Annotated in this window: 20 protein-coding genes and 1 pseudogene; 13 read left to right on the forward strand and 8 right to left on the reverse strand. The window is 49.8% G+C overall.

Translation table 11 applies throughout. From position 1 onward, the window contains the following. Window positions 1-51 precede the first annotated feature (51 nt). The 5 genes from QUF18_RS11360 (at window position 52) to QUF18_RS11380 (ending at window position 5,234) form a co-directional block, all read left to right on the forward strand. Window positions 52-1,065, forward strand: coding sequence for a DNA-directed RNA polymerase subunit alpha (locus tag QUF18_RS11360; RefSeq protein WP_289387225.1), 1,014 nt, complete (start codon window positions 52-54; stop codon window positions 1,063-1,065). Window positions 1,066-1,107: 42 nt separating this feature from the next. Continuing rightward, entirely contained in the window at window positions 1,108-1,533 is a 426-nt protein-coding gene (gene rplQ, locus QUF18_RS11365) for a 50S ribosomal protein L17 (protein WP_289387226.1), read from the forward strand. Window positions 1,534-1,740: 207 nt separating this feature from the next. Continuing rightward, window positions 1,741-2,205 (forward strand): GNAT family N-acetyltransferase, encoded by a 465-nt coding sequence (locus QUF18_RS11370; protein WP_289387227.1) that lies wholly within the window; start codon window positions 1,741-1,743, stop codon window positions 2,203-2,205. A gap of 239 nt (window positions 2,206-2,444) precedes the next feature. Then, a complete protein-coding gene (locus tag QUF18_RS11375) occupies window positions 2,445-3,836 on the forward strand; it encodes a DegQ family serine endoprotease (RefSeq protein WP_374806734.1) in 1,392 nt (463 codons plus the stop codon). Window positions 3,837-3,920: 84 nt separating this feature from the next. Next, entirely contained in the window at window positions 3,921-5,234 is a 1,314-nt protein-coding gene (locus QUF18_RS11380) for a replication-associated recombination protein A (RefSeq protein ID WP_289387229.1), read from the forward strand. Between the two features lie 218 nt (window positions 5,235-5,452). On the opposite strand, the gene QUF18_RS11385 is transcribed toward QUF18_RS11380, so the two are convergent. After that, a complete protein-coding gene (locus QUF18_RS11385; RefSeq protein ID WP_289387230.1) occupies window positions 5,453-7,249 on the reverse strand; it encodes a glucan ABC transporter ATP-binding protein/ permease in 1,797 nt (598 codons plus the stop codon). 515 nt (window positions 7,250-7,764) lie between these two features. Here QUF18_RS11385 and QUF18_RS11390 point away from each other — a divergent pair. The 4 genes and pseudogenes from QUF18_RS11390 (at window position 7,765) to QUF18_RS11405 (ending at window position 11,428) form a co-directional block, all read left to right on the forward strand. Next, window positions 7,765-8,751, forward strand: coding sequence for an RluA family pseudouridine synthase (locus QUF18_RS11390; protein WP_289387231.1), 987 nt, complete (start codon window positions 7,765-7,767; stop codon window positions 8,749-8,751). Between the two features lie 165 nt (window positions 8,752-8,916). Beyond that, window positions 8,917-9,858 (forward strand): annotated as a pseudogene (locus tag QUF18_RS11395) (DMT family transporter); the annotation flags it as partial. 74 nt (window positions 9,859-9,932) lie between these two features. Then, the gene (locus tag QUF18_RS11400) at window positions 9,933-10,586 is read left to right on the forward strand and encodes an HAD-IA family hydrolase (protein WP_289387232.1); all 654 of its coding nucleotides are present in this window, start codon (window positions 9,933-9,935) and stop codon (window positions 10,584-10,586) included. 41 nt (window positions 10,587-10,627) lie between these two features. After that, window positions 10,628-11,428, forward strand: a complete 801-nt coding sequence (locus tag QUF18_RS11405) for an ATP12 family chaperone protein (protein WP_289387233.1) — start codon at window positions 10,628-10,630, stop codon at window positions 11,426-11,428. Between the two features lie 174 nt (window positions 11,429-11,602). Here the strand turns inward: QUF18_RS11405 and glnA are convergent, their stop codons facing one another. Together glnA and QUF18_RS11415 are read right to left on the reverse strand one after the other, a co-directional pair. Further along, complete coding sequence (gene glnA / locus QUF18_RS11410) at window positions 11,603-13,012, reverse strand: type I glutamate--ammonia ligase (RefSeq protein ID WP_289387234.1); 1,410 nt, start codon at window positions 13,010-13,012, stop codon at window positions 11,603-11,605. Between the two features lie 171 nt (window positions 13,013-13,183). Further along, the gene (locus QUF18_RS11415; protein WP_113944928.1) at window positions 13,184-13,522 is read right to left on the reverse strand and encodes a P-II family nitrogen regulator; all 339 of its coding nucleotides are present in this window, start codon (window positions 13,520-13,522) and stop codon (window positions 13,184-13,186) included. Between the two features lie 374 nt (window positions 13,523-13,896). Between QUF18_RS11415 and QUF18_RS11420 the strand changes: the two genes are divergently transcribed. After that, entirely contained in the window at window positions 13,897-15,399 is a 1,503-nt protein-coding gene (locus tag QUF18_RS11420) for an NAD(P)H-hydrate dehydratase (RefSeq protein WP_289387526.1), read from the forward strand. Between the two features lie 57 nt (window positions 15,400-15,456). Here the strand turns inward: QUF18_RS11420 and uvrA are convergent, their stop codons facing one another. Next, on the reverse strand, window positions 15,457-18,378 hold the full coding sequence (gene uvrA, locus QUF18_RS11425) for an excinuclease ABC subunit UvrA (RefSeq protein ID WP_289387235.1): 2,922 nt from the start codon (window positions 18,376-18,378) through the stop codon (window positions 15,457-15,459). A gap of 1,255 nt (window positions 18,379-19,633) precedes the next feature. On the opposite strand from uvrA, the gene QUF18_RS11430 reads away from it, so the two are divergent. From QUF18_RS11430 to QUF18_RS11440, 3 genes are all read left to right on the forward strand, one after another. Next, window positions 19,634-20,749 carry a DmpA family aminopeptidase gene (locus QUF18_RS11430; RefSeq protein WP_289387236.1) on the forward strand — a complete coding sequence of 372 codons (1,116 nt, stop codon included), beginning with the start codon at window positions 19,634-19,636 and terminating at the stop codon, window positions 20,747-20,749. 319 nt (window positions 20,750-21,068) lie between these two features. Continuing rightward, complete coding sequence (gene ttcA / locus QUF18_RS11435) at window positions 21,069-21,926, forward strand: tRNA 2-thiocytidine(32) synthetase TtcA (protein ID WP_289387528.1); 858 nt, start codon at window positions 21,069-21,071, stop codon at window positions 21,924-21,926. Between the two features lie 12 nt (window positions 21,927-21,938). After that, window positions 21,939-22,763, forward strand: coding sequence for an inositol monophosphatase family protein (locus tag QUF18_RS11440; RefSeq protein ID WP_289387237.1), 825 nt, complete (start codon window positions 21,939-21,941; stop codon window positions 22,761-22,763). 154 nt (window positions 22,764-22,917) lie between these two features. On the opposite strand, the gene QUF18_RS11445 is transcribed toward QUF18_RS11440, so the two are convergent. From QUF18_RS11445 to QUF18_RS11460, 4 genes are all read right to left on the reverse strand, one after another. Then, window positions 22,918-24,207 carry a multidrug effflux MFS transporter gene (locus tag QUF18_RS11445; protein WP_289387238.1) on the reverse strand — a complete coding sequence of 430 codons (1,290 nt, stop codon included), beginning with the start codon at window positions 24,205-24,207 and terminating at the stop codon, window positions 22,918-22,920. 197 nt (window positions 24,208-24,404) lie between these two features. Then, the gene (locus tag QUF18_RS11450) at window positions 24,405-24,653 is read right to left on the reverse strand and encodes a hypothetical protein (protein WP_289387239.1); all 249 of its coding nucleotides are present in this window, start codon (window positions 24,651-24,653) and stop codon (window positions 24,405-24,407) included. 125 nt (window positions 24,654-24,778) lie between these two features. Then, the gene (gene grxD, locus QUF18_RS11455) at window positions 24,779-25,111 is read right to left on the reverse strand and encodes a Grx4 family monothiol glutaredoxin (protein ID WP_289387240.1); all 333 of its coding nucleotides are present in this window, start codon (window positions 25,109-25,111) and stop codon (window positions 24,779-24,781) included. A gap of 124 nt (window positions 25,112-25,235) precedes the next feature. After that, window positions 25,236-25,469: a BolA/IbaG family iron-sulfur metabolism protein gene (locus QUF18_RS11460; protein ID WP_022711527.1), complete on the reverse strand. Its 234-nt coding sequence runs from the start codon at window positions 25,467-25,469 to the stop codon at window positions 25,236-25,238. Window positions 25,470-25,477 lie beyond the last annotated feature (8 nt).

The following is a 25,477-nucleotide window of genomic DNA, read 5'->3' on the forward strand; positions in this document are numbered from 1 at the left end:
CTCTCTGTTGCCACGATTGGATAGTGGCAAAGCTAGATTAAAGGAAAGCACATGATTCAGAAAAACTGGCAGGAGCTGATCAAGCCTAATAAGGTTGATTTCGTTTCCCAGGGCTCGAAGAACAAGATCACTGTTGTGGCTGAACCGCTTGAACGCGGTTATGGTCTGACATTGGGTAACGCGCTGCGTCGCGTTCTTCTTTCTTCGCTGCGCGGTGCTGCGGTGACTGCTGTTCAGATTGACGGCGTTCTGCATGAATTCTCGTCGATCAACGGCGTGCGTGAAGACGTTACCGATATCGTACTGAATGTTAAAGAAATCGCTATCCGCATGGAAGGCGATGGACCTAAGCGCATGGTTGTCCGCAAGGAAGGACCAGGCGTCGTAACGGCTGGCGATATCCAGACGGTTGGTGATGTTGAAGTCCTTAATCCGGACCACGTCATCTGCACCCTCGATGAGGGCGCTGAAATCCGTATGGAATTCACTGTCAATACGGGCAAGGGCTATGTGCCTGCTGACCGTAACCGCGCTGAAGATGCTCCGATCGGACTTATTCCGGTTGACAGCCTCTATTCACCGGTACGTAAAGTTTCCTACAAAATCGAAAACACCCGTGAGGGACAGGTTCTCGATTATGACAAGCTGATCCTCAATGTTGAGACCAACGGCTCTGTCACTGGTGAAGATGCAGTTGCTTATGCAGCCCGTATTCTTCAGGACCAGCTTGCGATCTTCGTCAACTTTGACGAGCCGCAGAAGGAAGCTCCGCAGGAACAGGTTGCAGAACTCGCATTCAATCCAGCCCTTTTGAAGAAAGTGGATGAACTGGAACTGTCTGTTCGTTCGGCAAACTGCCTGAAGAACGATAACATCGTTTATATCGGCGATCTGATCCAAAAGACAGAAGCCGAAATGCTGCGGACTCCGAATTTCGGCCGCAAGTCGCTGAACGAAATCAAAGAAGTTCTGGCGTCGATGGGACTCCATCTTGGTATGGAAATCCCGACCTGGCCGCCGGAAAATATCGAAGATCTCGCTAAGCGCTACGAAGATCAATATTGAGACCGGTTGCGACCGGAAGATAGATTTTAAAGGAGAAGGCTCATGCGTCACGGAAAGACACTCCGTAAGCTGAACCGGACTGCAAGCCACCGTAAGGCTATGTTTGCTAATATGGCAGCATCGCTGATCGAACACGAGCAGATCGTTACTACATTGCCTAAGGCAAAAGAAATCCGTCCGATTGTTGAGAAGCTTATTACTCTCGGCAAACGCGGTGATCTGCATGCCCGTCGTCAGGCCATTTCGGCTATTCGCGATGTGCAGCTGGTAGCAAAACTGTTTGACGTTCTGGCAACTCGTTATGCTGATCGTCACGGCGGCTACATCCGTATTATGAAGGCAGGCTATCGCTTCGGTGATAATGCTCCTCTGGCAGTTGTCGAGTTCGTAGAACGCGACATCACTGCTAAGGGTGCAGGCGACCGCGCCCGCGTTGAAGCAGAAGCTGCTGAAGCAGAAGCTGCATAATCTGTTTAAAACAGATTGTATAAATTAAGGGGCCTCACGGCCCCTTTTTTATTAGTTAAAATCCTACGTTGTCATGGTCGTGTATGTTGATATATTTTCAGAATTTTTGAGTACTCTTCATTTTATAATAAAATTTAAGACCTTAAAGATTGATCATTTTAAAAATGTTCCTCAAGATTAAAGAACTTAACAAGTGGAGTTCTCTTCGTGACGAATATTCGTTTTTTCTTGCCTTCAGATACTTCCGCTCTGGTGCGTTTGTTTGAAGAAATGCAGAGCTATTATAAGGTACCTTGTCCGACACCGCATGTTATTGAAAGCAAGCTTGCTTCGCTTCCTGTTGGTGTTGAAATTATTGTTGCTGAAGCAGAGAAAATCATTGGGTTTGCTGCATTTTCCTCAATATATCCGGGGCCGAGCCTGACATCCGGTTTGTTTATGAAAGAGTTGTTTGTCACTGCTGAGGCGAGAGGTACGGGTGTTGGCAAAGCATTAGTTTCCGCTGTTGCGAAAATTGCGGTCGAGCAGGGGCATAAAAGGGTGGACTGGACTGCTGATCGCGATAATCCGGCGTTGTTGAGTTTTTACGCAGGATTGGGAGCCTTGGCTCAACAGGAAAAGGTCTTTTATCGCCTTTCTGGTGATGCGTTGTTATCGTTGTCACAAATGTGATTTTATAAAATTATACCGCTGGATAAATAGTGAACTGTTTAAGAGGTTGTTTTGTTACAATAATTTAATTTTATGTTTGTGGATCAGCCTCTTTTCCGTCCTGTTTTGCAGCCTATATTCCTCTTAATCAGTCGGTTTTCGAAAAGTGGGATGAAAATATGAGTTCACATCTGCAGAATGATCCGGCCAATGCGTCGGGGCGTCTTGGCAAAATTTACAAGGCCGGTCTGGCTGTTCTGCTGGCCGGTGTTATTGCGGCGGGTACGATTTCTGTTTTTGCACCTGCTGTCAGCACACCGGCGGTCGCGGAAAAGCAAGTGCCGCAGTCTCACAGTGATATTCAGCTATCCTATGCGCCTTTGGTAAAGTCGACCTCTGGCGCGGTGGTGAATGTCTATGCGGGACGCAAAGTGCAGCAGCGCTCACCTTTTGCCGGTGATCCGTTCTTTGAACAGTTTTTCGGCGGGCAGATGCGCCCGAACAAACCGCGCTTTGAGCAATCGCTCGGTTCCGGCGTGATCGTGGATGGTTCCGGCCTGATCGTCACCAATAATCACGTGATTGACGGTGCGGACGATATTAAGGTCGCACTGGCAGATGGGCGTGAATTTTCGTCCAAGTTATTGCTCAATGATGTGACCACCGATCTGGCGATTTTGAAGATTGATGTCAAAGAACAGCTCCCGACTGTAAAGCTGGCCGATTCCGACAAGGTTGAAGTCGGTGATCTGGTGCTGGCAATCGGTAATCCGTTCGGCGTCGGACAGACTGTTACCAGTGGTATCGTCTCGGCTCAATCACGCACGCAGGTCGGCGTTTCGGACTTTGACTTCTTCATCCAGACCGATGCGGCGATTAATCCGGGTAACTCCGGCGGCGCACTGATTGATATGCAGGGCAATCTGATCGGGATTAATACCGCGATCTATTCGCGTAGCGGCGGCTCTGTCGGTATTGGCTTTGCTATCCCGTCGAATATGGTTTCCGCAGTGGTCAAATCTGCGGAAAGCGGCAGTGACAAATTTGAGCGCCCTTATGTCGGGGCTACATTTCAGGCCATTACACCGGATATTGCTGCCGGACTTGGTTTAAAGCAGCCTTCCGGTGCGTTGATTACTGAGCTTGTTGAAAAAGGCCCGCTGGCAGAAGCCGGTATCACGGTTGGTGAGGTGATTACGGCAATCGATGGCGTGAAAGTCGATAATCCTGATGCATTGGCCTATCGCGTTTCGACCGCAGGGATTGGCAAGACAGTGCAGATGACTGTGTTGAATGACGGCAAATCCCGTGATGTTGCGGTTAAGCTCGCCCAGCCGCCAAAAGAAGTGCCAGCACGCGAGATTACCGGCCGTAATCCATTGGCTGGCGCACTTGTGCAGGACATTACGCCGGAGCTCGCCCGCAAAGCCCGCGTGGCTCCGACAACCCGTGGCGTTATGATTAGCGGTGTGAAAGACAATACACCGGCGCAGGCGATGAATTTGAAAGCCGGTGATATCGTGCGCGGTGTCAATGGCACAGCGATTGGTAATGTAGATGATTTACTGACTGTTCTTTCTGCCGGACGCAATGCATTATGGCGTTTGGATATTGAACGGGATGGTGTAATTTACCGTCAGTTTGTTCGCTGATTTTTATCACACGGTTCCTCTGTAGCCGTTGGTGTATAACTGAAACGGGGAGGCCGGTTTGCGAAAGCAATCCGGCCTGTTGCTATGAGTGATTTATTTTCTTCTGCGTCCGATCCATTGGCTGACCGTAACCGCCCGCTGGCGGATCGTTTGCGCCCGCGCGACTTGCATGAAGTGACAGGGCAGGAGCATCTGACTGGTGAGCAGGGGATTCTCTCGCGTATGATCGCAGCGGGCAGCCTCGGTTCTATGATCTTCTGGGGCCCGCCCGGAACCGGAAAGACCACTATAGCGCGTTTGCTGGCTGGTCATACAGAACTGGCTTTTGAGCAAATCTCGGCGATTTTCTCCGGTGTTGCCGATCTTAAAAGGGTTTTTGAAACTGCAAGGGCGCGGCGAATGTCCGGTCGCCAGACATTGCTGTTTGTTGATGAGATACATCGCTTTAACCGTGCGCAGCAGGATAGTTTTTTGCCGGTGATGGAAGACGGCACAGTCGTTTTGATCGGTGCGACGACTGAGAACCCGTCTTTTGAACTCAATGCCGCTCTGTTGTCACGTGCGCGGGTTTTGACATTCAAACCGCATGATGAGACAAGCATCACCACACTTCTTGCCAGAGCCGAAGAGGTGGAGCAGAAACCATTGCCGCTTGATGCAGATGCCCGTGCCAGTCTGGTGCGCATGGCAGACGGTGATGGCCGTGCGGCGCTCACATTGGCTGAAGAAGTCTGGCGAGCGGCAAGGCCGGAAGAGGTGTTTACCGCTGAGCAATTGCAGGACATCGTTCAGCGTCGTGCGCCGGTCTATGACAAGGGGCAGGACGGGCACTATAATCTGATTTCTGCACTGCATAAGTCTGTGCGCGGCTCTGATCCTGATGCAGCGCTGTATTATCTCAGCCGGATGTTTGATGCGGGAGAAGATCCGCTTTATCTCGGACGCCGCTTAGTGCGCATGGCGGTTGAGGATATCGGTCTTGCTGATCCGCAAGCGCTCGTCGTCTGTAATGCTGCTAAAGATGCCTATGACTATCTTGGCTCACCTGAGGGCGAACTTGCTCTGGCGCAGGCTTGCATCTATCTGGCGACTGCACCAAAATCCAACGGCGTTTATCTGGCTTATAAAGCGGCGAGACACGCTGCCAGAGAAAACGGTTCTCTACTGCCGCCAAAACATATTCTCAATGCTCCAACCAAGCTGATGCGGGATGAGGGCTATAATGATGGCTACCGGTATGATCATGATGAGCCGGACGCATTTTCAGGGCAGAACTATTTCCCTGAGAAAATGGGGCGGCAGCAATATTATAATCCGCCGGAGCGTGGTTTTGAACGGGATATTCGTAAGCGCCTTGATTATTGGGCGAAATTACGGATTGAACGCAATCAAAAATAATTGCTTATATTACAATAAAACCCGGTGGTTAGAGCGGTTTGTGTATGAGTTGAATCATGCACTCCGCTCTAACCCTTTTTTGATCCGCATTTGTACGACGCTAAATAAATATTTAGCTGTAAAATGCTCTCATTTTAAAGTGTTAGAGCGACCTTTGTGTGCCAAGTCTGGCACACGGCGCTCTAGCCGGGTTTTATCATTTTTAGATTCAGGCTGGTTTATGCTGTCACCTTGGACGGGAAGCGCGTGACATTGCTGTTTTCTTCAATGTCATCGGTCAGCTCTGCCTGTTCAGCCATCAGGCCGCCTGCACGCAGCAGGGAAGCAAAGCGACCGCCTTTGGCAGCCAGCTCATTGAAGCTGCCGCTTTCAATGATGTGTCCTTTATCAAGGAACAGCACCAGATCAGCATTGCGCACAGTGGAAAGACGGTGAGCAATAATAAAGGTTGTGCGGTCGGAACTCAGATCGTCGATAGCCTGTTTGACCATGCCTTCGGTTTCTACGTCGAGCGCAGATGTTGCCTCATCCAGCACCAGAATAGGAGCATCTTTAAGGATCGCACGGGCAATCGCCAGACGCTGACGCTCACCACCGGAAAGCTGTGAGCCACGCTCACCGGCAACCGTGTCGTAGCCATCGCTTTTCGCCAGAATGAATTCATGGGCAGCGGCAGCTTTTGCAGCAGCATGCACTTCTTCATTGGTCGCATCATCCGCACCGATACGGATATTATCCTCAATCGAGCGGTTGAACATACCGGCATCCTGAAACACTGTTGCCATAGCTTTGCGCAAAGATGAGCGGCTGACATTGCGGGTGTCGGTGCCATCGATGGAAATTTGACCGGCAACAGGATCATAAACGCGCTGCAACAGATTGATCAGCGTGGTTTTACCGGCACCGGTCGGGCCGACAATAGCCACGGTCTGACCGGCTTTAGCGGTGAAGGAAATATCATAAACGCCCTGACCGGAATTGCGGAATTCATAGGTCACTTTGTCGAAGACAACTTCACCCTGCACATTTTTCAGATCATTTGCAGCTTGCGGCTCTTCATGAAGTGCCACAGCATCTTCCATTGCAAAGAATTCTTCGAGTTTCGCACGGGAAGAGGCGGTCTGGTTAATGAAGTTGCTGATCTGGTCAAGACGACCGATCATCAGCTGGGCAAAGCCGATAAAGGTAATGACTTCACCAACACGGAGCTGGCCTTTCGATACCAGATAGGCACCGATGAGCAGCACGATCACCATGGAAATGGTGGAAGCCATACGGTTCAGACCGCTGGCCAGCGCCCACCAGTTCAGTACCGGACGCTGGGTTTTTTCCAAAGTTGCTGCGTATTCACGCAAGGCAGATGCTTCTGCATTAATACGGTTATAGCTCTGTAAAACGGAAATATTGCTGATTGTATCGCTGATATGCTCAAAAACTTTGTGATGGTGGCGCTCAACAGCGGCCTGACCGTCTTTGGTTTTCTGAATAACCAACTGACCGATCATCATATAGATTGCGCCAAGTACCATCAGTACCAGTGTCAGGCGTGCATCCATGCTCAATGCAGTCGGGATCAGTACAGCCAATGCCACAATGGTGGTCAGATGGTTGCGCATGAATTCCAGCCACAGCGTAAATAGCGTGTCGGTTGCACGGATCAGCGTGTGCAGCGCGTTGGATGTACCACGCTGTTGATGCCATGCCAGCGGCATCGTAATGATGCCCTCATAAGATTTGGTCAGAACGCCAAGGCGGCGCTTATGCGCCAGCCGGTCAGCGCCACGGGCGACCAGCACCACAGCAATAATGTTGAATACGCCAAGACCCGCCCAGAGAGCGAGGGTCGGAATGATCACCGTTTTTTGTGAAATCGCATCAATGACCCGACCAAAAAGGACAGGTTCAAAAATGGTGATCACGCCAAGCGCAATATTCGCCAGCACAATAAGCACTGTCGATGTTCTCTCGGCTGAGAGATATTGCAGGGATCTCCAGTAAATGCGCACTATAGACACGGGCCACTCCGGTATAATGTCTGACCGAATTATATCCGCCAGTCAGATTGCGGTCAGAAAAACAAATGTTTAGCGGCAGCGGGAACATGATCCTGATTGCCTGAAACTGCAATGAAAATTGGTGTCCATAAGTGGCAATTTAAGTGCGAAACTGACCATAAATTACAACCAGTTGTAACCTACTGTGATAGTTTACAGTAACTAGCTGATAAAGCTGAATATTTACTTGTGGTCAGGAAATTTAATGGCGTTTAATAATCGGTGAAAATCCTGTGTTTTTAAGCGTTTGTGGCAATAAACTCCTGCATTGAATCAAAATCGGTGCGCCGGAATTATTACTTGCAGGTATGTCACGCCTTTACAGAAAAGATGTTCTGCACGGTTGTATTGTCATCTAATGTTTCCATTTAGCGACGAAATGCTCTAGGAGCTTATTTCAGATTATACAGGCTGCATGGCTGGCATTGGATTTTGCCGCTGTGATGTGCCCCGAATTTTAGCGGAATTAAATAAATATGGCTGGCGTAGAACTTAAAACTGTAGATGCAGACGAAACAGGCATGCGCCTTGATCGCTGGTTTAAAGTGCATTTTCCGGGGCTGGGCTTCGGGCATTTGCAGAAACTGCTGCGCTCCGGCCAGATCCGCGTGGATGGCGGACGTGTTAAAGCGGATAGCCGCTTACAGGTCGGCCAGTCTGTGCGTATTCCGCCGCTCGGTCTTGACGAAAAAGATGACAATACACCGCTGACCGGTAAAACAATCCGTAATCAGGATGACGGCGATGTTCTCAAGAAAATGCTAATTTTTGAGAATGAGAGAGTCTATGTGTTCAATAAGCCGTCCGGTCTGGCTGTGCAGGGCGGTTCGGGTGTGGTGCGTAGCGTCGATTCGATGCTGGAAGCATGGCGCAATAAACGTGGTGAGAAGCCGCGTCTGGTGCATCGTCTTGACCGTGATACTTCCGGCGTTCTGGTGGTGGCTAAAACCCGTGGTGCCGCACAGGCGCTGACCAAAGCTTTCCGCGAGCGCGATACCAAGAAAACCTATTGGGCTCTGGTTAAAGGCGTGCCGCGCAAGCGTGAGAATAAAATCTCCACATGGGTTGTAAAAGAAAGCACGCCGGATGGCGATCGTATGCGCGTTTGCCAGCATGGTGAGCCGGATTCCGATCATGCAGTGTCTTTCTACCGCGTGCTGGAAACAGCCGGTCAGAACCTGTCTTGGCTGGAACTGGAACCTTATACCGGCCGTACGCATCAGTTGCGTGTTCATACATTGCATATCGGACATCCGATTATCGGTGATCCGAAATATTTTGATGCCGATATCAATTGGGATTTCCCGGGTGGTGTTCAGAACCGTCTGCATCTTCATGCACGTCGTATTCGTATCCCTAATCCGGGTGGCGGCGGTATCATTGATGTTTCGGCACCATTGCCACCACATATGGTGCAGTCGTGGAACCTGCTTGGTTTCGACGCGGATGCAGAACAAGACTAGAGCATAATTCCTTAAACTTGGATCAGTTTAAGGTGAAATTATGCTCTAATTTTAAAGTGTTAGAGCGAGTTTTGTGTGCCAGGTATGGCACGCGGCGCTCTAATAAGACGACGCATTTAAAAAGAGCCGGTGAACCGGCCGGTTTGCGCTTGATACGGGGATAAAATGGGTAAGGTAGCAGGGAACGCAGCGCCGGTAACGGGGCAGGTGACAACAGGTTATGAGCGCCGCACAACCATTGATACTATGGGCGTGGCGCTGATGTTATTCATCTGTGTCAGTTGGGGGATGAATCAGGTTGCCATTAAAATCGGCAATCAGGGCTTCAACCCGATGTATATGGCGGCGGCACGTTCTTTTGTTGGTGGCTTGCTGGTTTTTCTCTGGTGCCAATATCGCGGTATATCTTTATTTCAGCGCGACAAGACGCTGATACCGGGGCTGGCAATCGGCATTTTGTTCGGCCTTGAATTTGTGTTGATTTTCGCCGGACTGGATTTCACCAGTGCAGGGCGATCAACGCTGATGATTAATACCATGCCGTTCTGGGTTGCTATCGGCGCACATTTTCTGCTTGGAGAGCGTATTCGCCCGCTGACCATTGTGGGGATGATTGTTGCATTTGGCGGCGTGGTGCTGGTTCTCTCTGATGAATTATCAATGCCGGGCGAAAACGCGATTTATGGCGATCTTCTTTGCCTCGTGGCGAGTATCTTCTGGGCAGCGACAACACTGGTAATCAAGAAAACCACGCTCAGCGATACAGCACCGGAAAAGACACTGCTTTATCAGCTGGTTATTGCTGCGATTGTGCCGATTGCCTTCGGGCCGCTCATGGGCGATGCGATACGCAATCCGACGATGCTAACTTATGTCGCCTTTATCTTTCAGGCTGCCTTTATCGTCGCCTTTACCTATCCCTTGTGGTTCTGGATGATCCGCCGTTATCCGGCTTCGGCACTGTCAAATTTCGCGCTGCTTATTCCGGCATTCGGCGTTATTATGAGCGGTTTGGTGCTGGGCGAACCGATGAGCTGGAAATTGTTCGCGGCTCTTGGCCTGATCGCAGGCGGATTATTTATTGCCAATTATGCGCAACGCATAGCAGTGCGTAAAGCTGCGCAGCAATTCGATGCGCAAAGTGCCGAACTGGCAAAAACATTGCAGGAAAAAGCGACAACATGAAACTGGTGCTGTTTGATTGTGACGGAACGCTGGTCAATAGCGGCGGCGTTATACACCGTTGTATGGCCGAGACTTTTGCCAATGCGGGTTTGCGTCTTCCGGAACTCAATGAAACACAGGAAATTATCGGACTAACGCTTAATCTGGCTATTTCACAAATCTCCGGCATTCCTATGGGGGCTGAGGTTGAGTATCTGACGGAGCAATATAAGCTGCAATTTCGTAAAATCCGGCTGGAAGCCGATTTTGATGAGCCGCTTTATGACGGTATTGCCGAGTTGATTGATGGTTTGGCACAGCAGGATGATATTTTGCTCGGCCTGGTCACAGGCAAGTCCCGCCGTGGAGTTATCTCCGTGATGGAGCGACATAGTTTCGAGCCGCATTTTCTTGTATCGCGTTGTGCAGATGATTGCCCGTCCAAGCCGCATCCGGCAATGGTGCTGGAATGTTGTCATGAGACGGGTTGCGATGTGTCGCAGACCTTTGTAATCGGTGATACAACTTACGATATGATGATGGCAGGCAGTGCCGGTGCCACAGCAATCGGTGTAAATTGGGGCTACCATAAGCCTGAAAGATTAAGTGAAGCGGGTGCGGCTGCCATATTGCAGCATCCGTCAGATTTGTTGGCTCAGCTTGCCCGCTGATCGCGTGGTGAGATTTTGAGCCGAAGTGTTTAGGAAATTTTATGCGCAATATTCTTGAAGATATCGAACAGGCACGGCTGGATCATGAAGCCATGTTGTCTGATCCTGATCCGGTAATCAGAGCGCAGAAGCAGATGCTGACACCGCTGCCAAAGCGTTTCTATAAAGATGTAACGGTTGGTGCTTATGCAGAGGGCGGCTTCGCAGTGCTTCTTGATGGCAAGCTGGTTAATACACCGTTGCGTAACAAGCTGGTGCTGCCAACTGAAGCGGCAGCGCAGATCGTTGCTGATGAGTTTGCCCGACAGGATACGCATATTGATCCGAAAGATATGCCTGCAACCCGTCTGGTGAATACAGCGATTGACGGTGTGGCTGCTGAAACTCAAGCTGTTCTGGAGGAAATTCTGCGTTTTGCCGGCACAGACCTGCTGTGCTATCGCGCGGAAAGCCCGAAGGAGCTGGTAGAACGTCAGCGTGAAAGTTGGGATCCTATTTTGGACTGGGCGGCAACGCTTGGCGCTAATTTTGAAGTGACAGAAGGGCTGATGCATGTAGCGCAGCCGCGCGAGGCGCTGGCTGCATTTGGTGCGCATTTGCGTATGGTTACAGACCCGATTGCGCTGGCATCGCTGCATGTGATGACGACACTTTGTGGCTCTGCTATTACCGGATTGGCGCTGTTCAAAGGCGCAATTGATGTGGATACGGCTTGGAAAGCTGCCCATGTTGATGAAGACTGGACGATTGAACAATGGGGCGATGATGAGGAAGCGCAGGCTCGCCGCGTCTGGCGCGAAAAGGAAATCCGCGCTGCTGATGTGATTGTAAAAGCACTGTAAATCACGCTTGAAAGCAAGTGAGAAAAAGCCGCTTCAGTATCGCTGATGCGGCTTTTTTGTTGCGTAAAATATAAAACAATCAGCACTTTACGTGAATTGCCTGGCAATTAGATTCACTTGTGATCTGGCAATAAAAAACCCCGCCACTGGCGGGGTTTTTCTTTGCTAAACAAATCAGCAGGAATAGTACATGTCGAATTCGATCGGATGCGGAGCCATTTCAAAGCGCATAACTTCCTGCATTTTCAGCTCAATGAAGCTGTCGATCTGATCGTCGCTGAACACATCGCCAGCTTTGAGAAAGGCGCGGTCTTTGTCGAGGCTCTGGAGTGCTTCACGAAGCGAGCCGCAAACAGTCGGGATTTTTTTCAGTTCTTTTGGCGGCAGATCATAGAGATCTTTATCCATTGCTGCACCCGGATGAATCTTGTTCTTGATGCCGTCCAGACCGGCCATCAGAATGGCAGCAAAGCAATAATATGGGTTTGCTGTCGGATCTGGAAAGCGGACTTCCAGACGTTTTGATTTTGGCGAGTTGCCAAACGGAATACGGCAGGAAGCTGAACGGTTGCGGGCAGAATAGGCCAGCAGAACAGGCGCTTCATAACCCGGAACCAGACGCTTATAAGAGTTGGTTGATGGGTTCGTGAATGCATTCAGTGCTTTGGCATGTTTGATCACGCCGCCGATGAAGAACAGGCAGCTTTCTGACAGACCGGCATATTCATTACCTGCGAAAGTCGGCTTGCCGTCTTTCCAGATCGATACGTGAACATGCATACCCGAACCATTGTCACCGAAAATCGGCTTAGGCATGAAGGTTGCGGTTTTGCCATATGCGTTTGCAGTCTGGTGAACAACATATTTGAAGAGCTGCATCTTGTCGGCATTGGCGACGAGCGTGTCGAACTTCACACCGAGCTCATGCTGAGCTGCGGCAACTTCATGGTGATGCTTTTCAACAGTTACGCCCATTTCGGACAGAACTGTGAGCATTTCCGAGCGCATATCCTGACAGCTATCGATTGGCGGTACAGGGAAATAGCCGCCTTTAACGCGCGGACGGTGGCCCATATTGCCGGTTTCATAATCGGTGTCATCATTTGATGGCAGCTCGTTGGAATCCAGCTTGAAACCTGTGTTGTAAGGATCGTTCTTATATTTCACATCGTCGAAGATGAAGAATTCAGCTTCAGGGCCGATGAAAACAGTGTCGCCGATGCCGAGTGATTTCACATAGGCTTCTGCTTTCTTGGCAGTGCCGCGCGGATCACGGTTGTAGTTTTCACCGGTAACCGGATCAAGGATATCGCAGAGCAGAACCAGTGTGGATGCTGCAAAGAACGGATCCATGTGAGCAGAAGCCGGATCCGGCATCAGAACCATGTCGGATTCATTGATGGCTTTCCAGCCGCCGATGGAGGAGGCGTCGAACATAACGCCGTCAGCAAACATTTCTTCATCAACCATACCCACATCCATAGTGACGTGATGCAGTTTGCCTTTAGGATCGGTAAAGCGCAGGTCAACGAATTTAACGTCGTTGTCAGAGATCAGTTTTAGAATATCGTGAGCAGTCGTCATATGCGTGTTTCCTATTGAACGACGTTAAGCAGTTTGTGTCTGGCCGGAAAACCGGTGAAATTTATAAGATCAGAGCATTTTCAGCTTATTTTCAAATATAGAAAATGCTCTATCTATTTGTTTCTACGCGTATCTTATCCGAAAACCGTTTCAGACTTTTACGCGTACGCTTTAAATGGCGTCAGGACCGGTTTCACCGGTACGGATACGGATGACTTCTTCAATATTGGAGATGAAGATTTTGCCATCGCCGATACGGCCGGTTTGCGCGGCTTTGCGGATGGCTTCAACAGCGGCATCCACAGCGTCATCAGCAAGCACGACTTCGATTTTTACCTTAGGCAAAAAATCAACAACATATTCCGCACCGCGATAGAGTTCGGTATGGCCTTTCTGACGGCCAAAGCCTTTGGCTTCAAGAACAGTGATACCTTGCAGGCCAACGTCCTGAAGCGCTTCTTTGACTTCATCAAGTTTGAACGGCTTAATGATAGCTTCGATTTTTTTCATCAGAATGCTGCCTCCTGAGTTTTTAATCCGGTATTACACACGTGTTGAAGAACTATAAGCATAAATCATGCCAAAGTGTCGATCTGGTGAGAAATAAAGTGAGAATTTTGTATTTTTAGCCGCATTGATCCGGTGTGTTTGATTGCTGCTGCTATTAAGCCATTGATACAATTGAATATGGCTCGTTTTAATAAAATGCGATCAATCCTAAATGTTCAAATATTTGTGTTTTAGATATGCTTATTTTTTAAACATTCATCTGGCGAAGCCGCATATGGTGTGAGATTAAGCGGGCAAGATTTTGTTTCTGATTAATATTTGTTCAAGCTGCCTAAATATTAGGCAGTTGCTTAAAAATTGGCTTGTGAGGGGTAATCATGGAGCTGTTAACACCGGATCAGATGGCACGCGCTGATCAGCTGACAATTGCAGCTGGTACAGACAGTTATGCGCTGATGTGCAAAGCAGGTGAGGCTGTTTACCAGCAAGCCAGCAGCTTTTGGCCGGAAGCTCTGCGGATTGCCGTTCTCTGCGGGCATGGCAATAATGGCGGTGACGGCTATGTTGTTGCGCGTCACTACCGGCAGGGCGGAAAGCATGTTTATTGCTTCAGTGATTTACCTCCGCACGATATTACTGATGCGTGGCAAGCACAGAATGCCTACACAACAGAGGGCGGTGAAATACTGCCTTTGTCGGCATTCGATACAAAACAGTTTGATCTGGTGATTGATGCTTTTTACGGTGCCGGACTGTCGCGCAATATTACGGGTGAAATTGCGGACTGTATTAATCAGCTCAATCAATCTGGTACGCCGGTTTGTGCAGTCGATTTGCCCAGCGGTATTTCAGGTGACAGCGGGCAAGTGATGGGTACGGCCGTTAAAGCCGGACTGACAGTCAGTTTTTTTCGCAAAAAGCCCGGCCATTTGTTGCAGCCGGGACGGGAGCATTGCGGTTGGATCAGCCTTTATAATATCGGTATTGAGCCTTCGGTGCTGGAAAAAATACAGCCGCAATTGTTTGAGAATAATCTTGAATTGTGGGAAAAGCTGCTGCCTTGGGCTGATGTAAACAGCCATAAATTCAGTCGCGGGCATGTAGCAGTATTTTCAGGTGGGCTGACAGCAACAGGTGCTGCGCGTTTGAGTGCCGCGGCGGCTGCGCGAACCGGTGCGGGGCTGGTGACTGTTATTGCGCCTGATGAAGCGCTGCCTGTGCATGCTGCGCAACTGACGAGTGTCATGTTGAGACCTTTGCAGGACGATGCGGCTGTAGTGGAGTTTTTTACGCAGCGTAAAGTGCGGGCAGCCGTTCTTGGCCCTGCATTCGGCGATTTACAACGCGCGTCAGAGCTTACATTGACAATGTTGCAAAGCGACGATCTTGGTGCGCTGGTGCTGGATGCGGACGGATTGACTGCATTTAAAGATCAGCCGCAGGGATTATTTGATGCTGCAAAAGCGGCAAAACCTGCACTGATAGTAACGCCGCATGAGGGCGAGTTTCAGCGGTTGTTTGGTTCTGTAGTGAATATGCAGGCCGATAAAGTTACCCGTGCGAGACAGGCATCTTCTCTCAGTAATGCTGTGGTGATTTACAAGGGCGCAGATACAGTGATTGCCGCACCGGATGGCCGTGCTGCGATTAACACTAATGGCAATGCATTACTGGCGACGGCCGGTTCCGGTGATGTGCTGACGGGTATTATTGCCAGCCTGTCAGCGCAGGGGATGTCAGCTTTTGAAGCGGCTTGCGCTGCTGTGTGGATCCATGCGGAAACAGCCAATTATTATGCAGAAGTCGCACCAAAGGGCATGATTGCAGAGGATATGCCTGCATTGATACCGCAAATATGGGCTCGTTTAGCTGAATAATAAAAACGCCGCGTAAAGTATTACGCGGCGTTTTTTATGATCATTTTGCGCTGCTTTTTATTCAGCAGCCAGTGTTTTTCCGTCCGGACGGCGTTCCAGCAGTTCTTTGAGGAAATGGCCGGTATAAGAGCGCGGTTCGGCCACAATATCTTCCGGCCGACCAACCGCAACGATTTCACCGCCACCATCACCGCCTTCCGGTCCCAGATCGAGCACCCAGTCAGCGGTTTTGATGACTTCGAGATTGTGCTCAATCACGGCAACCGTATTACCCTGATCGACCAGTTCATGCAGCACTTCCAGAAGTTTGGCAACGTCATGGAAATGCAGGCCGGTTGTCGGCTCATCAAGAATATACAATGTCTTGCCGGTTGCGCGACGGGACAGTTCTTTAGCAAGCTTAACACGCTGGGCTTCACCACCGGAGAGGGTGGTCGCCTGCTGGCCGATCTTAATATAGCCGAGGCCGACACGGTGCAGGGTTTCCATCTTGTCACGGATACTCGGCACCGCAGAGAAGAACTCTACGCCTTCTTCAACCGTCATATCAAGAACATCGGCGATGCTTTTGCCTTTAAACAGAACTTCCAGTGTTTCACGATTATAGCGTTTGCCGTTACAGACATCGCAAGTCACGTAAACATCGGGCAGAAAGTGCATTTCAATCTTGATAACACCGTCACCCTGACAGGCTTCACAGCGTCCGCCTTTGACGTTGAATGAGAAACGGCCAGGCTGATAGCCACGTGTCTTGGCTTCCGGCAGACCGGCAAACCAGTCGCGGATTGGGGTGAAAGCACCGGTATAGGTTGCTGGGTTGGAACGCGGTGTGCGGCCGATTGGTGACTGATCAATATCAATCACCTTGTCGAGCAGTTCCAGACCTTCAATCCGGTCATGTTCGGCCGGATGTTCGCGGGAGCCCATGATTTTGCGTGAGGCAGCTTTATACAGGGTTTCAATCAGGAAGGTGGACTTACCGCCACCGGATACTCCGGTTACAGCTGTGAAAGTGCCGAGCGGAATTTCACCTGTTACGTTTTTAAGATTATTGGCACGGGCACCAACAACTTTAATACGCTTGGATTTGGTGATCTTGCGGCGTTCTGCGGGAACCATAACCTGCAATGCGCCGGACAGATATTTGCCGGTGATCGAATTTGGATTGTTTATCACTTCGGACGGCGTGCCCTTAGCAATAATCTGACCACCATGAACACCTGCAGCCGGACCAATATCAACGACATAGTCGGCAGTGAGAATAGCATCTTCATCATGCTCAACCACAATCACGGTATTGCCGAGATCACGTAGATGACGCAGTGTGTCGAGCAGACGGGCATTGTCGCGCTGATGCAAGCCAATGGATGGCTCATCAAGCACATAGAGAACGCCGGTGAGACCGGAGCCGATCTGCGAGGCCAGACGAATACGCTGGCTTTCACCACCAGACAGGGTGCCGGAATTACGCGACAGTGACAGATAATCCAGTCCGACATCGTTGAGGAAGCGCAGGCGTTCACGGATTTCTTTCAGAATACGAGCAGCAATTTCGTTCTGCTTGTCATTGAATTGCTGGTCGATGGTGCTGAACCACTGGTCAGCATTGCGGATCGACATTTCTGTCAGCTGGCCGATATGCATCTTGCCGACTTTAACCGCCAATGCTTCCGGTTTCAGACGATAGCCTGCGCAAGCCGGACAAGGCGTGGCCGACATATAGCGCTCAATCTCTTCACGCGACCAGTTGGAGTCCGTCTCCTTCCAACGGCGTTGCAAATTAGGAATAACACCTTCAAACGTCTTAGTGGTTTCGTAAGAACGTGAGCTGTCCTTATAGACAAAGGTAATTTCTTTACCCTTGGTGCCATGAAGCACAGCTTTTTTGGCATCTTCACTCAAATCCTGCCACTTATCTGTCAGTTTGAAACCAAAGGCTTTGCCCAGCGCTTCCAAAGTCTGATTATAATAAGGCGATGAGGATTTTGCCCAAGGCGCGATTGCCCCGTCTTTCATGCGCAGAGTTTCATCCGGCACAATCAAATTTGGGTCAATTGCCTGCTGTGAGCCAAGACCATCGCAGGTCGGGCAGGCACCAAACGGGTTGTTGAAGGAGAACAGGCGCGGCTCGATCTCGGCAATGGTAAAGCCGGAGACAGGACAAGCGAACTTCTCCGAGAACAACACGCGCTCATGGGTCTCATTCTTTGATTTATTGACGCTGTCTGCTGCGGTTGCTTCCGGTGGCAGCGGCTTGTCTGCGAATTCAGCAATGGCCAGACCTTCAGCCAGTTGCAGACAGGTTTCCAGACTGTCTGCCAGACGTGAAGCGAGATCAGGGCGCACCACAACGCGGTCGACCACCACATCAATATCGTGCTTGTATTTCTTGTCCAGTACCGGTGCATCGGCGATTTCATAGAATTCGCCGTCAATCTTGACGCGCTGGAAGCCTTTTTTCTGCAACTCAGCCAGTTCTTTACGGTATTCACCCTTACGGCCGCGCACAATTGGCGCCATAATAAAGAGGCGGGTGCCTTCTTCAAAGGTCATAACGCGGTCAACCATCTGGCTGACTGTCTGGCTCTCGATCGGCAGGCCGGTTGCAGGGGAATAAGGAATACCGACACGCGCATAGAGCAGGCGCAGATAATCGTAAATCTCGGTGACAGTACCGACCGTTGAGCGCGGATTGCGGCTGGTGGTTTTCTGCTCAATGGAAATAGCAGGAGACAGACCATCAATCTGGTCGACATCCGGCTTTTGCATCATCTCCAAAAACTGGCGCGCATAAGCTGAGAGACTTTCGACATAACGACGCTGACCTTCCGCATAGATCGTATCGAAAGCGAGCGACGATTTACCCGAGCCGGATAGACCGGTCATGACGATCAGCTTGTCACGAGGCAGATCGATGTCAATATTTTTCAGATTATGTTCGCGGGCGCCGCGAATGGAGATAAATTTTTGATCGCTCATCAGCATTGTGCCTGCGTTGGATGCATAACAATTGGCCGGTTAAATCAGACAAGCAGGGGTTACGCTGTCTGCAGCCGAAACTCAGACATTTATATAGGTGCGCTCTGCTTAAACTCAATATTGGCCGGATTTACATAAGAATGATCCTGCACTGACCTGTAAGAGGACTCATGCAGACCATTCTTTGCTTTGATGTGATTTATAGAACAAAATATGAACCTAAGTCCAGTCAGATTCTGAAACTGAGGTGAGGGAACTGGTATTTCTAATCTAAGCTCATCAAATAATGATGTAATATAATGTGAAAAGCTGTGAGTTGACGGTCAGGCTTACGGGGAGCACACTGAAACTGTCTTCAGCTCCAGCGGAGGAAAGGGGCTACCAGTCCCGAATTGCTGAAGACGGGCAGAAGCCCAGACAGGAAACTATTCTGTTCTGCGCGCAAACAGGAGGAATATAAGGATGAGTCCACCTGACCATGCATGACGATATTTTATCGTCGAAAATTAATGTTTTTTCTGAGACTACCGGATTTCTAAAAGAGCTATCTGAAAAATAGTTTGAATAGAATGGTCAATGACGGAATTTACCTGTCTGAATGCTTCGGCAACAGATGACGCAGTTTCGGATTTGCTGAAAGTGGTACGGTTCTGAAAATTATGGCTGAATGCCATATCTGCGGTTCGGAACCTGACTGTCACAAATGAAAGTTGAAGTGTGGTTTTACTGAAAGAGCAACAATTTATCTCTACTGCAAATAAACTGCTTTCATGGCAGATGTTTGAAAACTTGTCGGCGAATGACTACCGGCATAATGGGATGAACCCCAATCAAAAGCCCTGCGCGCCAAAATAAGTGAGCGGCAGGGCATTTTTGTATTTTTTATTCTAATTGTTTCCGCGCGCATGAACTGCCGCTCTACTTATCTCTCCCCAACATAGCGATGATGACATAAACCTGCGGGCAGCGGCGGGATGAAAGCAATTGCGCGGATAAATTTGCGGTGCTTATATGCTCTAGAGCGCCGTGTGCCATACTTGGCACACAAAGGTCGCTCTAACACTTTAAAATTAGAGCATAATTTTTCCTTAAAAGGAATTATGCTCTAGGCGGTATCGGGGAGCATGACGACATACCGCCACGGAGGGTTCTCAAAAATCAGGACAAAGACGCTGTTTTTGTCTGTAACAGTTTCGTGCTGAGGTGGCTCCTGCCTTGGCTGAAATCGTTGGATTGCAGAATATGGAAATTATTAATGACAAGCACATCGCATAAACCGCGCGCACGCGATCTCGGTATTCCGTTTACAGGCACAACAGGCCCGAATAACGCCATTACCGATGTTGAAGGCGTGACCGTCGGTTATTCGACGATTATCGAGGGCGAGGGCAAGCTTGAAACCGGCAAAGGGCCTGCGCGCACCGGTGTCACGGCTATTCTGCCGCGCGGAAAGACATTTAATCCGGTTTTTGCCGGCTGGACATCTTTCAACGGTAATGGCGAGATGACCGGTACGACATGGATTGAGGAGAGCGGTTTTCTCGAAGGGCCGATAGCGATCACCAATACGCATAGTGTGGGTGTGGTGCGAGATTCCGTGGTGTCTTGGTTGATTGATAATAATCTGACAGGGCCGCATTTCAAGGACTTGTACTGGCTGCTGCCGGTGGTTGCTGAAACATGGGACGGTATCCTCAACGATATCAACGGCATGCATGTGAAGAAAGAGCATGTCTATGCCGCGCTGGATAGTGCAACGGGTGGCAAAATTGCTGAAGGTAATGTCGGCGGCGGCACCGGCATGAATCTGTTTCATTTTAAAGGTGGTACCGGCACTTCATCGCGCAAGCTGAGTGAAGATGAAGGCGATTATACTGTTGGTGTGCTGGTACAGGGCAATTTCGGCAGACGGCAGGATCTGATGATTGCCGGTGTGCCGGTTGGTGAGGAAATCACCGAGCTGATGCAGGATACATCCTGGACACGTGAAGAGAGCGGCTCGATTATCGTTGTCGTGGCAACGGATGCGCCGCTGTTGCCGCATCAACTCAAGCGGTTGACTCGCCGTGTCTCCGTCGGTCTTGGCCGTGTCGGTGGTTTTGGTGCCAATGGCAGCGGAGATATTTTCATTGCCTTCTCAACGGCCAATCCTGATGCCTATAGCCGAGAAACAAACAGCCAGTTGGAGATGGTCTCCAATCATAAAATGGATCCGCTTATTCATGCCACAGCCTTGGCTACGGAAGAAGCGATTATCAATGCGATGATTGCTGCGGAAACAATGAAAGGGCGGGATGATAATATCTCTTACGCACTTCCACATGACCGGCTTGTTGAAGTGATGAAAAAATATAACAGGCTCAGGAAATAACGATTTATAATTGAAGAGGCGGCTGAAAAGCCGCTTCTTTGTTGCGATCAGGGACGGTTCGCTTTATTCGATGCTATCGAGCGCCGTGTGCCAGACTTGGCACACAAAGGTCGCTCGAGCACTTAAAAATTAAAGTACAATTCCTTAAACTGATCCTAGTTTAAGGAATTGTACTTTAACAGCAGTTTTTGCAGCAGAGATATCTATGAATATTCACGACACCACGCTGAATGGCGGCACAACCTCAACCGTGCAGGATAAAGCAGAACAATCCGCGCCGGTTTCTGGTATCAGTCAGGAACTGGATGATTATGCATCCATGAGTGATGAGGATATGGGCGGCGATGGTTGTCATCCGCTGTTCCGCAATGTGCCGTCCTCGGTGGGCTTCAACAAGCTGCGTAAGCGTTTGCTGCGCCAGACCCGTCAGGCGATGGATGATTTCGCCATGGTGCGTCCGGGCGATCGTTGGTTGGTTGCGCTTTCTGGCGGCAAGGATTCCTATGGCCTCTTGGCTCTGCTGCTTGATCTGAAATGGCGTGGTTTGCTGCCGGCCGATCTGATTGCCTGCAATCTCGATCAGGGACAGCCGAATTTTCCGAAACATATTTTGCCGGATTATCTGACCAAAAATCAGATACCACACCGTATTGAATATCAAGATACCTATTCGATCGTGACGGATAAGGTGCCGGAAACTCAAACCTATTGTGCGCTTTGTTCGCGTTTGCGCCGTGGTAATCTCTACCGCGTTGCGCGTGAAGAGGGGTGCTCGGCGCTGGTGCTTGGTCATCACCGCGAAGATATTCTCGAAACCTTTTTCATGAATTTCTTTCATGGTGGTCGTCTGGCTTCAATGCCGCCGAAACTGCTCAATGATGAGGGCGATTTGCTGGTCTTGCGCCCATTAGCCTATGCAGCGGAAGATGATCTGGCAAAACTCGCCACAGCGATGGAATTCCCGATCATCCCTTGCGATCTCTGCGGCAGTCAGGACGGCTTGCAGCGCAATATGATGAAGGCCATGCTGACCGATATTGAAAAGCGTATGCCAGGTCGTAAAGATACGATGATCCGCGCGCTGGCCAATGTGCGACCGAGCCATTTGCTGGATCGTAAGATTTTTGACTTTGCGTCACTGGTAGCACCGGAACACATATCTCCCTCAGAAGAATAACGGAAGCAGACTATGTTTGATCATCACGAGATTAACTGGCTGGCTGATTTGCTCAGTTCGACCGCTGATACTGAAATTCTGCCGCGTTTTCGCCGGTTGGACAGCAGTGATATTCGCCAGAAAACCTCGGCTGCTGATCTGGTCACTGAGGCTGATATCAATTCGGAAAAGGTTATCGCGGCTGCTCTACGCGAGCGTTTTGCCGGTGCGATGATTGTGGGTGAGGAAGCATGCAGTGATAATCCGGTTTTGCTGGATGGATTGAGCACGGCTGATCTGGCATTTACCATTGATCCGGTGGATGGCACGTTTAATTTCGCATCGGGTGTGCCGCTGTTTGGTGTCATGCTTTCCGTGAATATCAAAGGTGAGACCGTTGCCGGTATCATCTATGACCCGATGGGGCGTGACTGGCTGATCGGCGTTAAAGGCGCCGGCAGTTATGTCCGCCGTGCCGATGGCAGTGAACATAAAGTGCGTGTTGCTGATGCTCCGCCATTGAACCAGATGACTGGTTGCGTGTCATGGCAATATTTGCCGGAGCCGGATCGCACGCTGGTTGCCGGTAATCAGGCGAAATTTCTCTCGCATCTCGGCTATCGCTGTGCAGCGCATGAATATCGTGTGATTGCTACCGGTTTTGCGCATTTCGCGGTTTATAACAAGCTGATGCCTTGGGATCATCTGCCTGGCAATCTGATCCATCAGGAGGCCGGTGGCTATACCGCACGGCTCGACGGCAGTGCCTATAAGCCGGGTCATGTGGATGGTGGTTTGATTGTCGCGCCGGATGCAGATAGCTGGAAGGCGATCAAGCAGGCGCTGTGGCAGAAGTAACTGTTATCATTTATAAAAAAAAGTGGCCGCTAGAGCATTTCCAGTTTAAATTAAACCATTGGAAATGCTCTATCAATTTGCTGTTACGCGCATCTTATCCGAAAACCGGTTTCCACTTTTCGGGATGCGCTTTAAGCGGGCGTTTTTATTCGTATCATTTCTCAATCACATGCTGTGGTGACGGAGAAACCGCACGGAACAATTGTCCCTTTTCCGCGATCAGTACAAAAATCATCGCAATGGCACCGACGATGAAATAGCCGAGAGCCATCGGAACTGTTGTGCCGTTGAAGGACTGGCCTATCAGCATGCCAATAGCAGCACCGGTTAGTGATTGTACGAAGCCCAGCACCGACGAGGCGGTTCCTGCAACTTGACCGAGCGGTTCCATGGCCAAGGCATTGAAGTTACCGCCGATTGAGCCGAAGCAGAACATGATCAAGGCGAAGATCACGATATAAATCGGAAACGGCACCGGACCATCAAGAAATGCCGATAACAAAAACAGCAACAGGCTGAGGCTGATAAATGTAATCAGCAGCGTTTGCGAAATACGTCGCATCCCGTAGCGGCCAACCATGCGCGAGTTGAGGAAGGCCGACAGCGCCATGAAAGCTGCAACAGCGGCAAATGCCAGCGGAAAGCCACGGCCCAGATCATAAATGCCGACATAAATCTGCTGGGCTGAGTTGATGAAGCCGAACAGCGAGCCGAGCATGAAAGATGCAGCCAGCGTGTAGCAGAATGCCACACGATTGCCGATCACAATGCCAAAACCGCTGATAACAGACTTGGCTGTGAACGGGCGACGGTTTTCCGGTGCAAGTGTTTCCGGCATACGGGCGTAAGCCCAAAAGCCGATTGCACAGGCAAAAAAGGCCATGAAGCCGAAGATCATATGCCATTCGGAGAAGAACAGAATGACTTCACCGGTTGCTGGTGCAATTACTGGCACAATCATAAAGACCATCATTGCCAGCGACATAATTTCAGCCATAGCGCGGCCGGAATAGCGGTCGCGGACAATAGAGACTGTCATGACGCGGGTTGCCGCGGCACCGATACCTTGCAGGAAGCGCAAGGCCAGCAGCATATTGAATTCAGGCACCCAGACGCAGGCCAGCGAAGTGACGATATAGATACCAATACCGATCAGCAGCGGTTTTTTACGACCAAAACGATCACTGATCGGGCCATAAAATAGCTGCGAGATAGCAAAACCGAACAGATAGACTGTAACGACATATTGGTGATGGTTTGGTGTGAGAACACCAAGAGATGAGCCGATTTCTGACAGAGCAGGCAGCATGACATCAATGGCCAGAGCATTGATCGCCATCAGCGCTGCGATGAGGGCAATAAATTCTACCTTGGATAGTTTAAATCCGTCAGTAGCTTGTTTGCCGGATGCAGATGCTACACCTGCGGGGAATTCACTTTTCATTTGTTATCATGCCTTATCCGGCCAGAAATAATGCCGGAAAAATATATTTGCGGATCAGCACCAGCAGCTTGATGATGGCAATATCTGTACTGATATTGTCTTGGCCGGAGACTGAAGCGATACTCCGCAAACAGCCGAAACCGGTTTATTACGGAGCAGAAATATTCTGAACAGCGACAGGCAAAAACAGCCCGTTATCAGCTGAACTCTGGAGGTGGCGAAAGCCGTGCAACCTCAAAAATGGTTGCAGGGGCGTTCGCAATTTTGTTGCCTGAAACATCAGGGAAGCATTCAATCGCAGCATTAAGACGCACCCGTTTAAAGGCGGTGCTGCAGTTAAATACTGTTTGAAAATGTTTAATCCGGATAAACTGTTCGCTGTATCCGTGGGTTGTAAAACCCGGATTTTCTGCGAAGCAGTCATATAAACCGGTATATTCCAACATATAGGGATTTACGCAGAGCGCAATCTGGCCGGAATGATAAATTCTATTTAATAGTTTAAATGAAAAAAACGGCAGAAATTCTGCCGTTTTTTGATATCACGTTTTTGTGTAGTCCGAAGTTTAAATCAGGCAGCTTTGGTAGCAATGCCTTTTTCGGTCAACAGAGCCTGCAATTCACCGGCCTGAAACATTTCACGAATAATGTCACAACCGCCAATGAACTCACCCTTAACGTAAAGCTGAGGAATGGTTGGCCAGTTGGAATATTCTTTAATGCCCTGACGCATTTCGTCAGAAGCCAGAACATTGATGCCTTTGTAATCAACGCCGATATAGTCCAGAACCTGAACAACCTGACCGGAGAAACCGCATTGCGGGAAATCCGGTGTGCCTTTCAGGAAAAGTACAACATCGTTATTTTTGACTTCATTATCGATAAGCGCATTGATGCCGCTCATGGAAGGATCCTTTCATTACCGGCGGGACAAATTCCGCCGGTTTAGACTTGAAGTAAACTTGTCTTAGATTTTACTGCTTTATGAGCGAAACGGAAGCGATTTTCCATAACGCGAAGCAGTTTTCTTATTCCGGTGCGCGGGTCTGCAGAGCGAGTGCGTGCAAAACGCCGCCCATATTGCCGCCGAGCGCGTCATAAACCATCTGATGCTGCTGAACGCGGGTCTTACCGCGAAAGGCTTCCGCTACGACTTCGGCAGCGTAATGATCACCGTCTCCGGCAAGGTCGCGGATGCTGACAACAGCGCCGGGAATGCCTGCCTTGATCATGTCTTCAATATCACCAGGTGCCATAGCCATATTAAAAT

It is taken from the genome of Pseudochrobactrum kiredjianiae (genome assembly GCF_030362795.1).
Taxonomy (GTDB): Bacteria; Pseudomonadota; Alphaproteobacteria; order Rhizobiales; family Rhizobiaceae; genus Pseudochrobactrum; species Pseudochrobactrum kiredjianiae.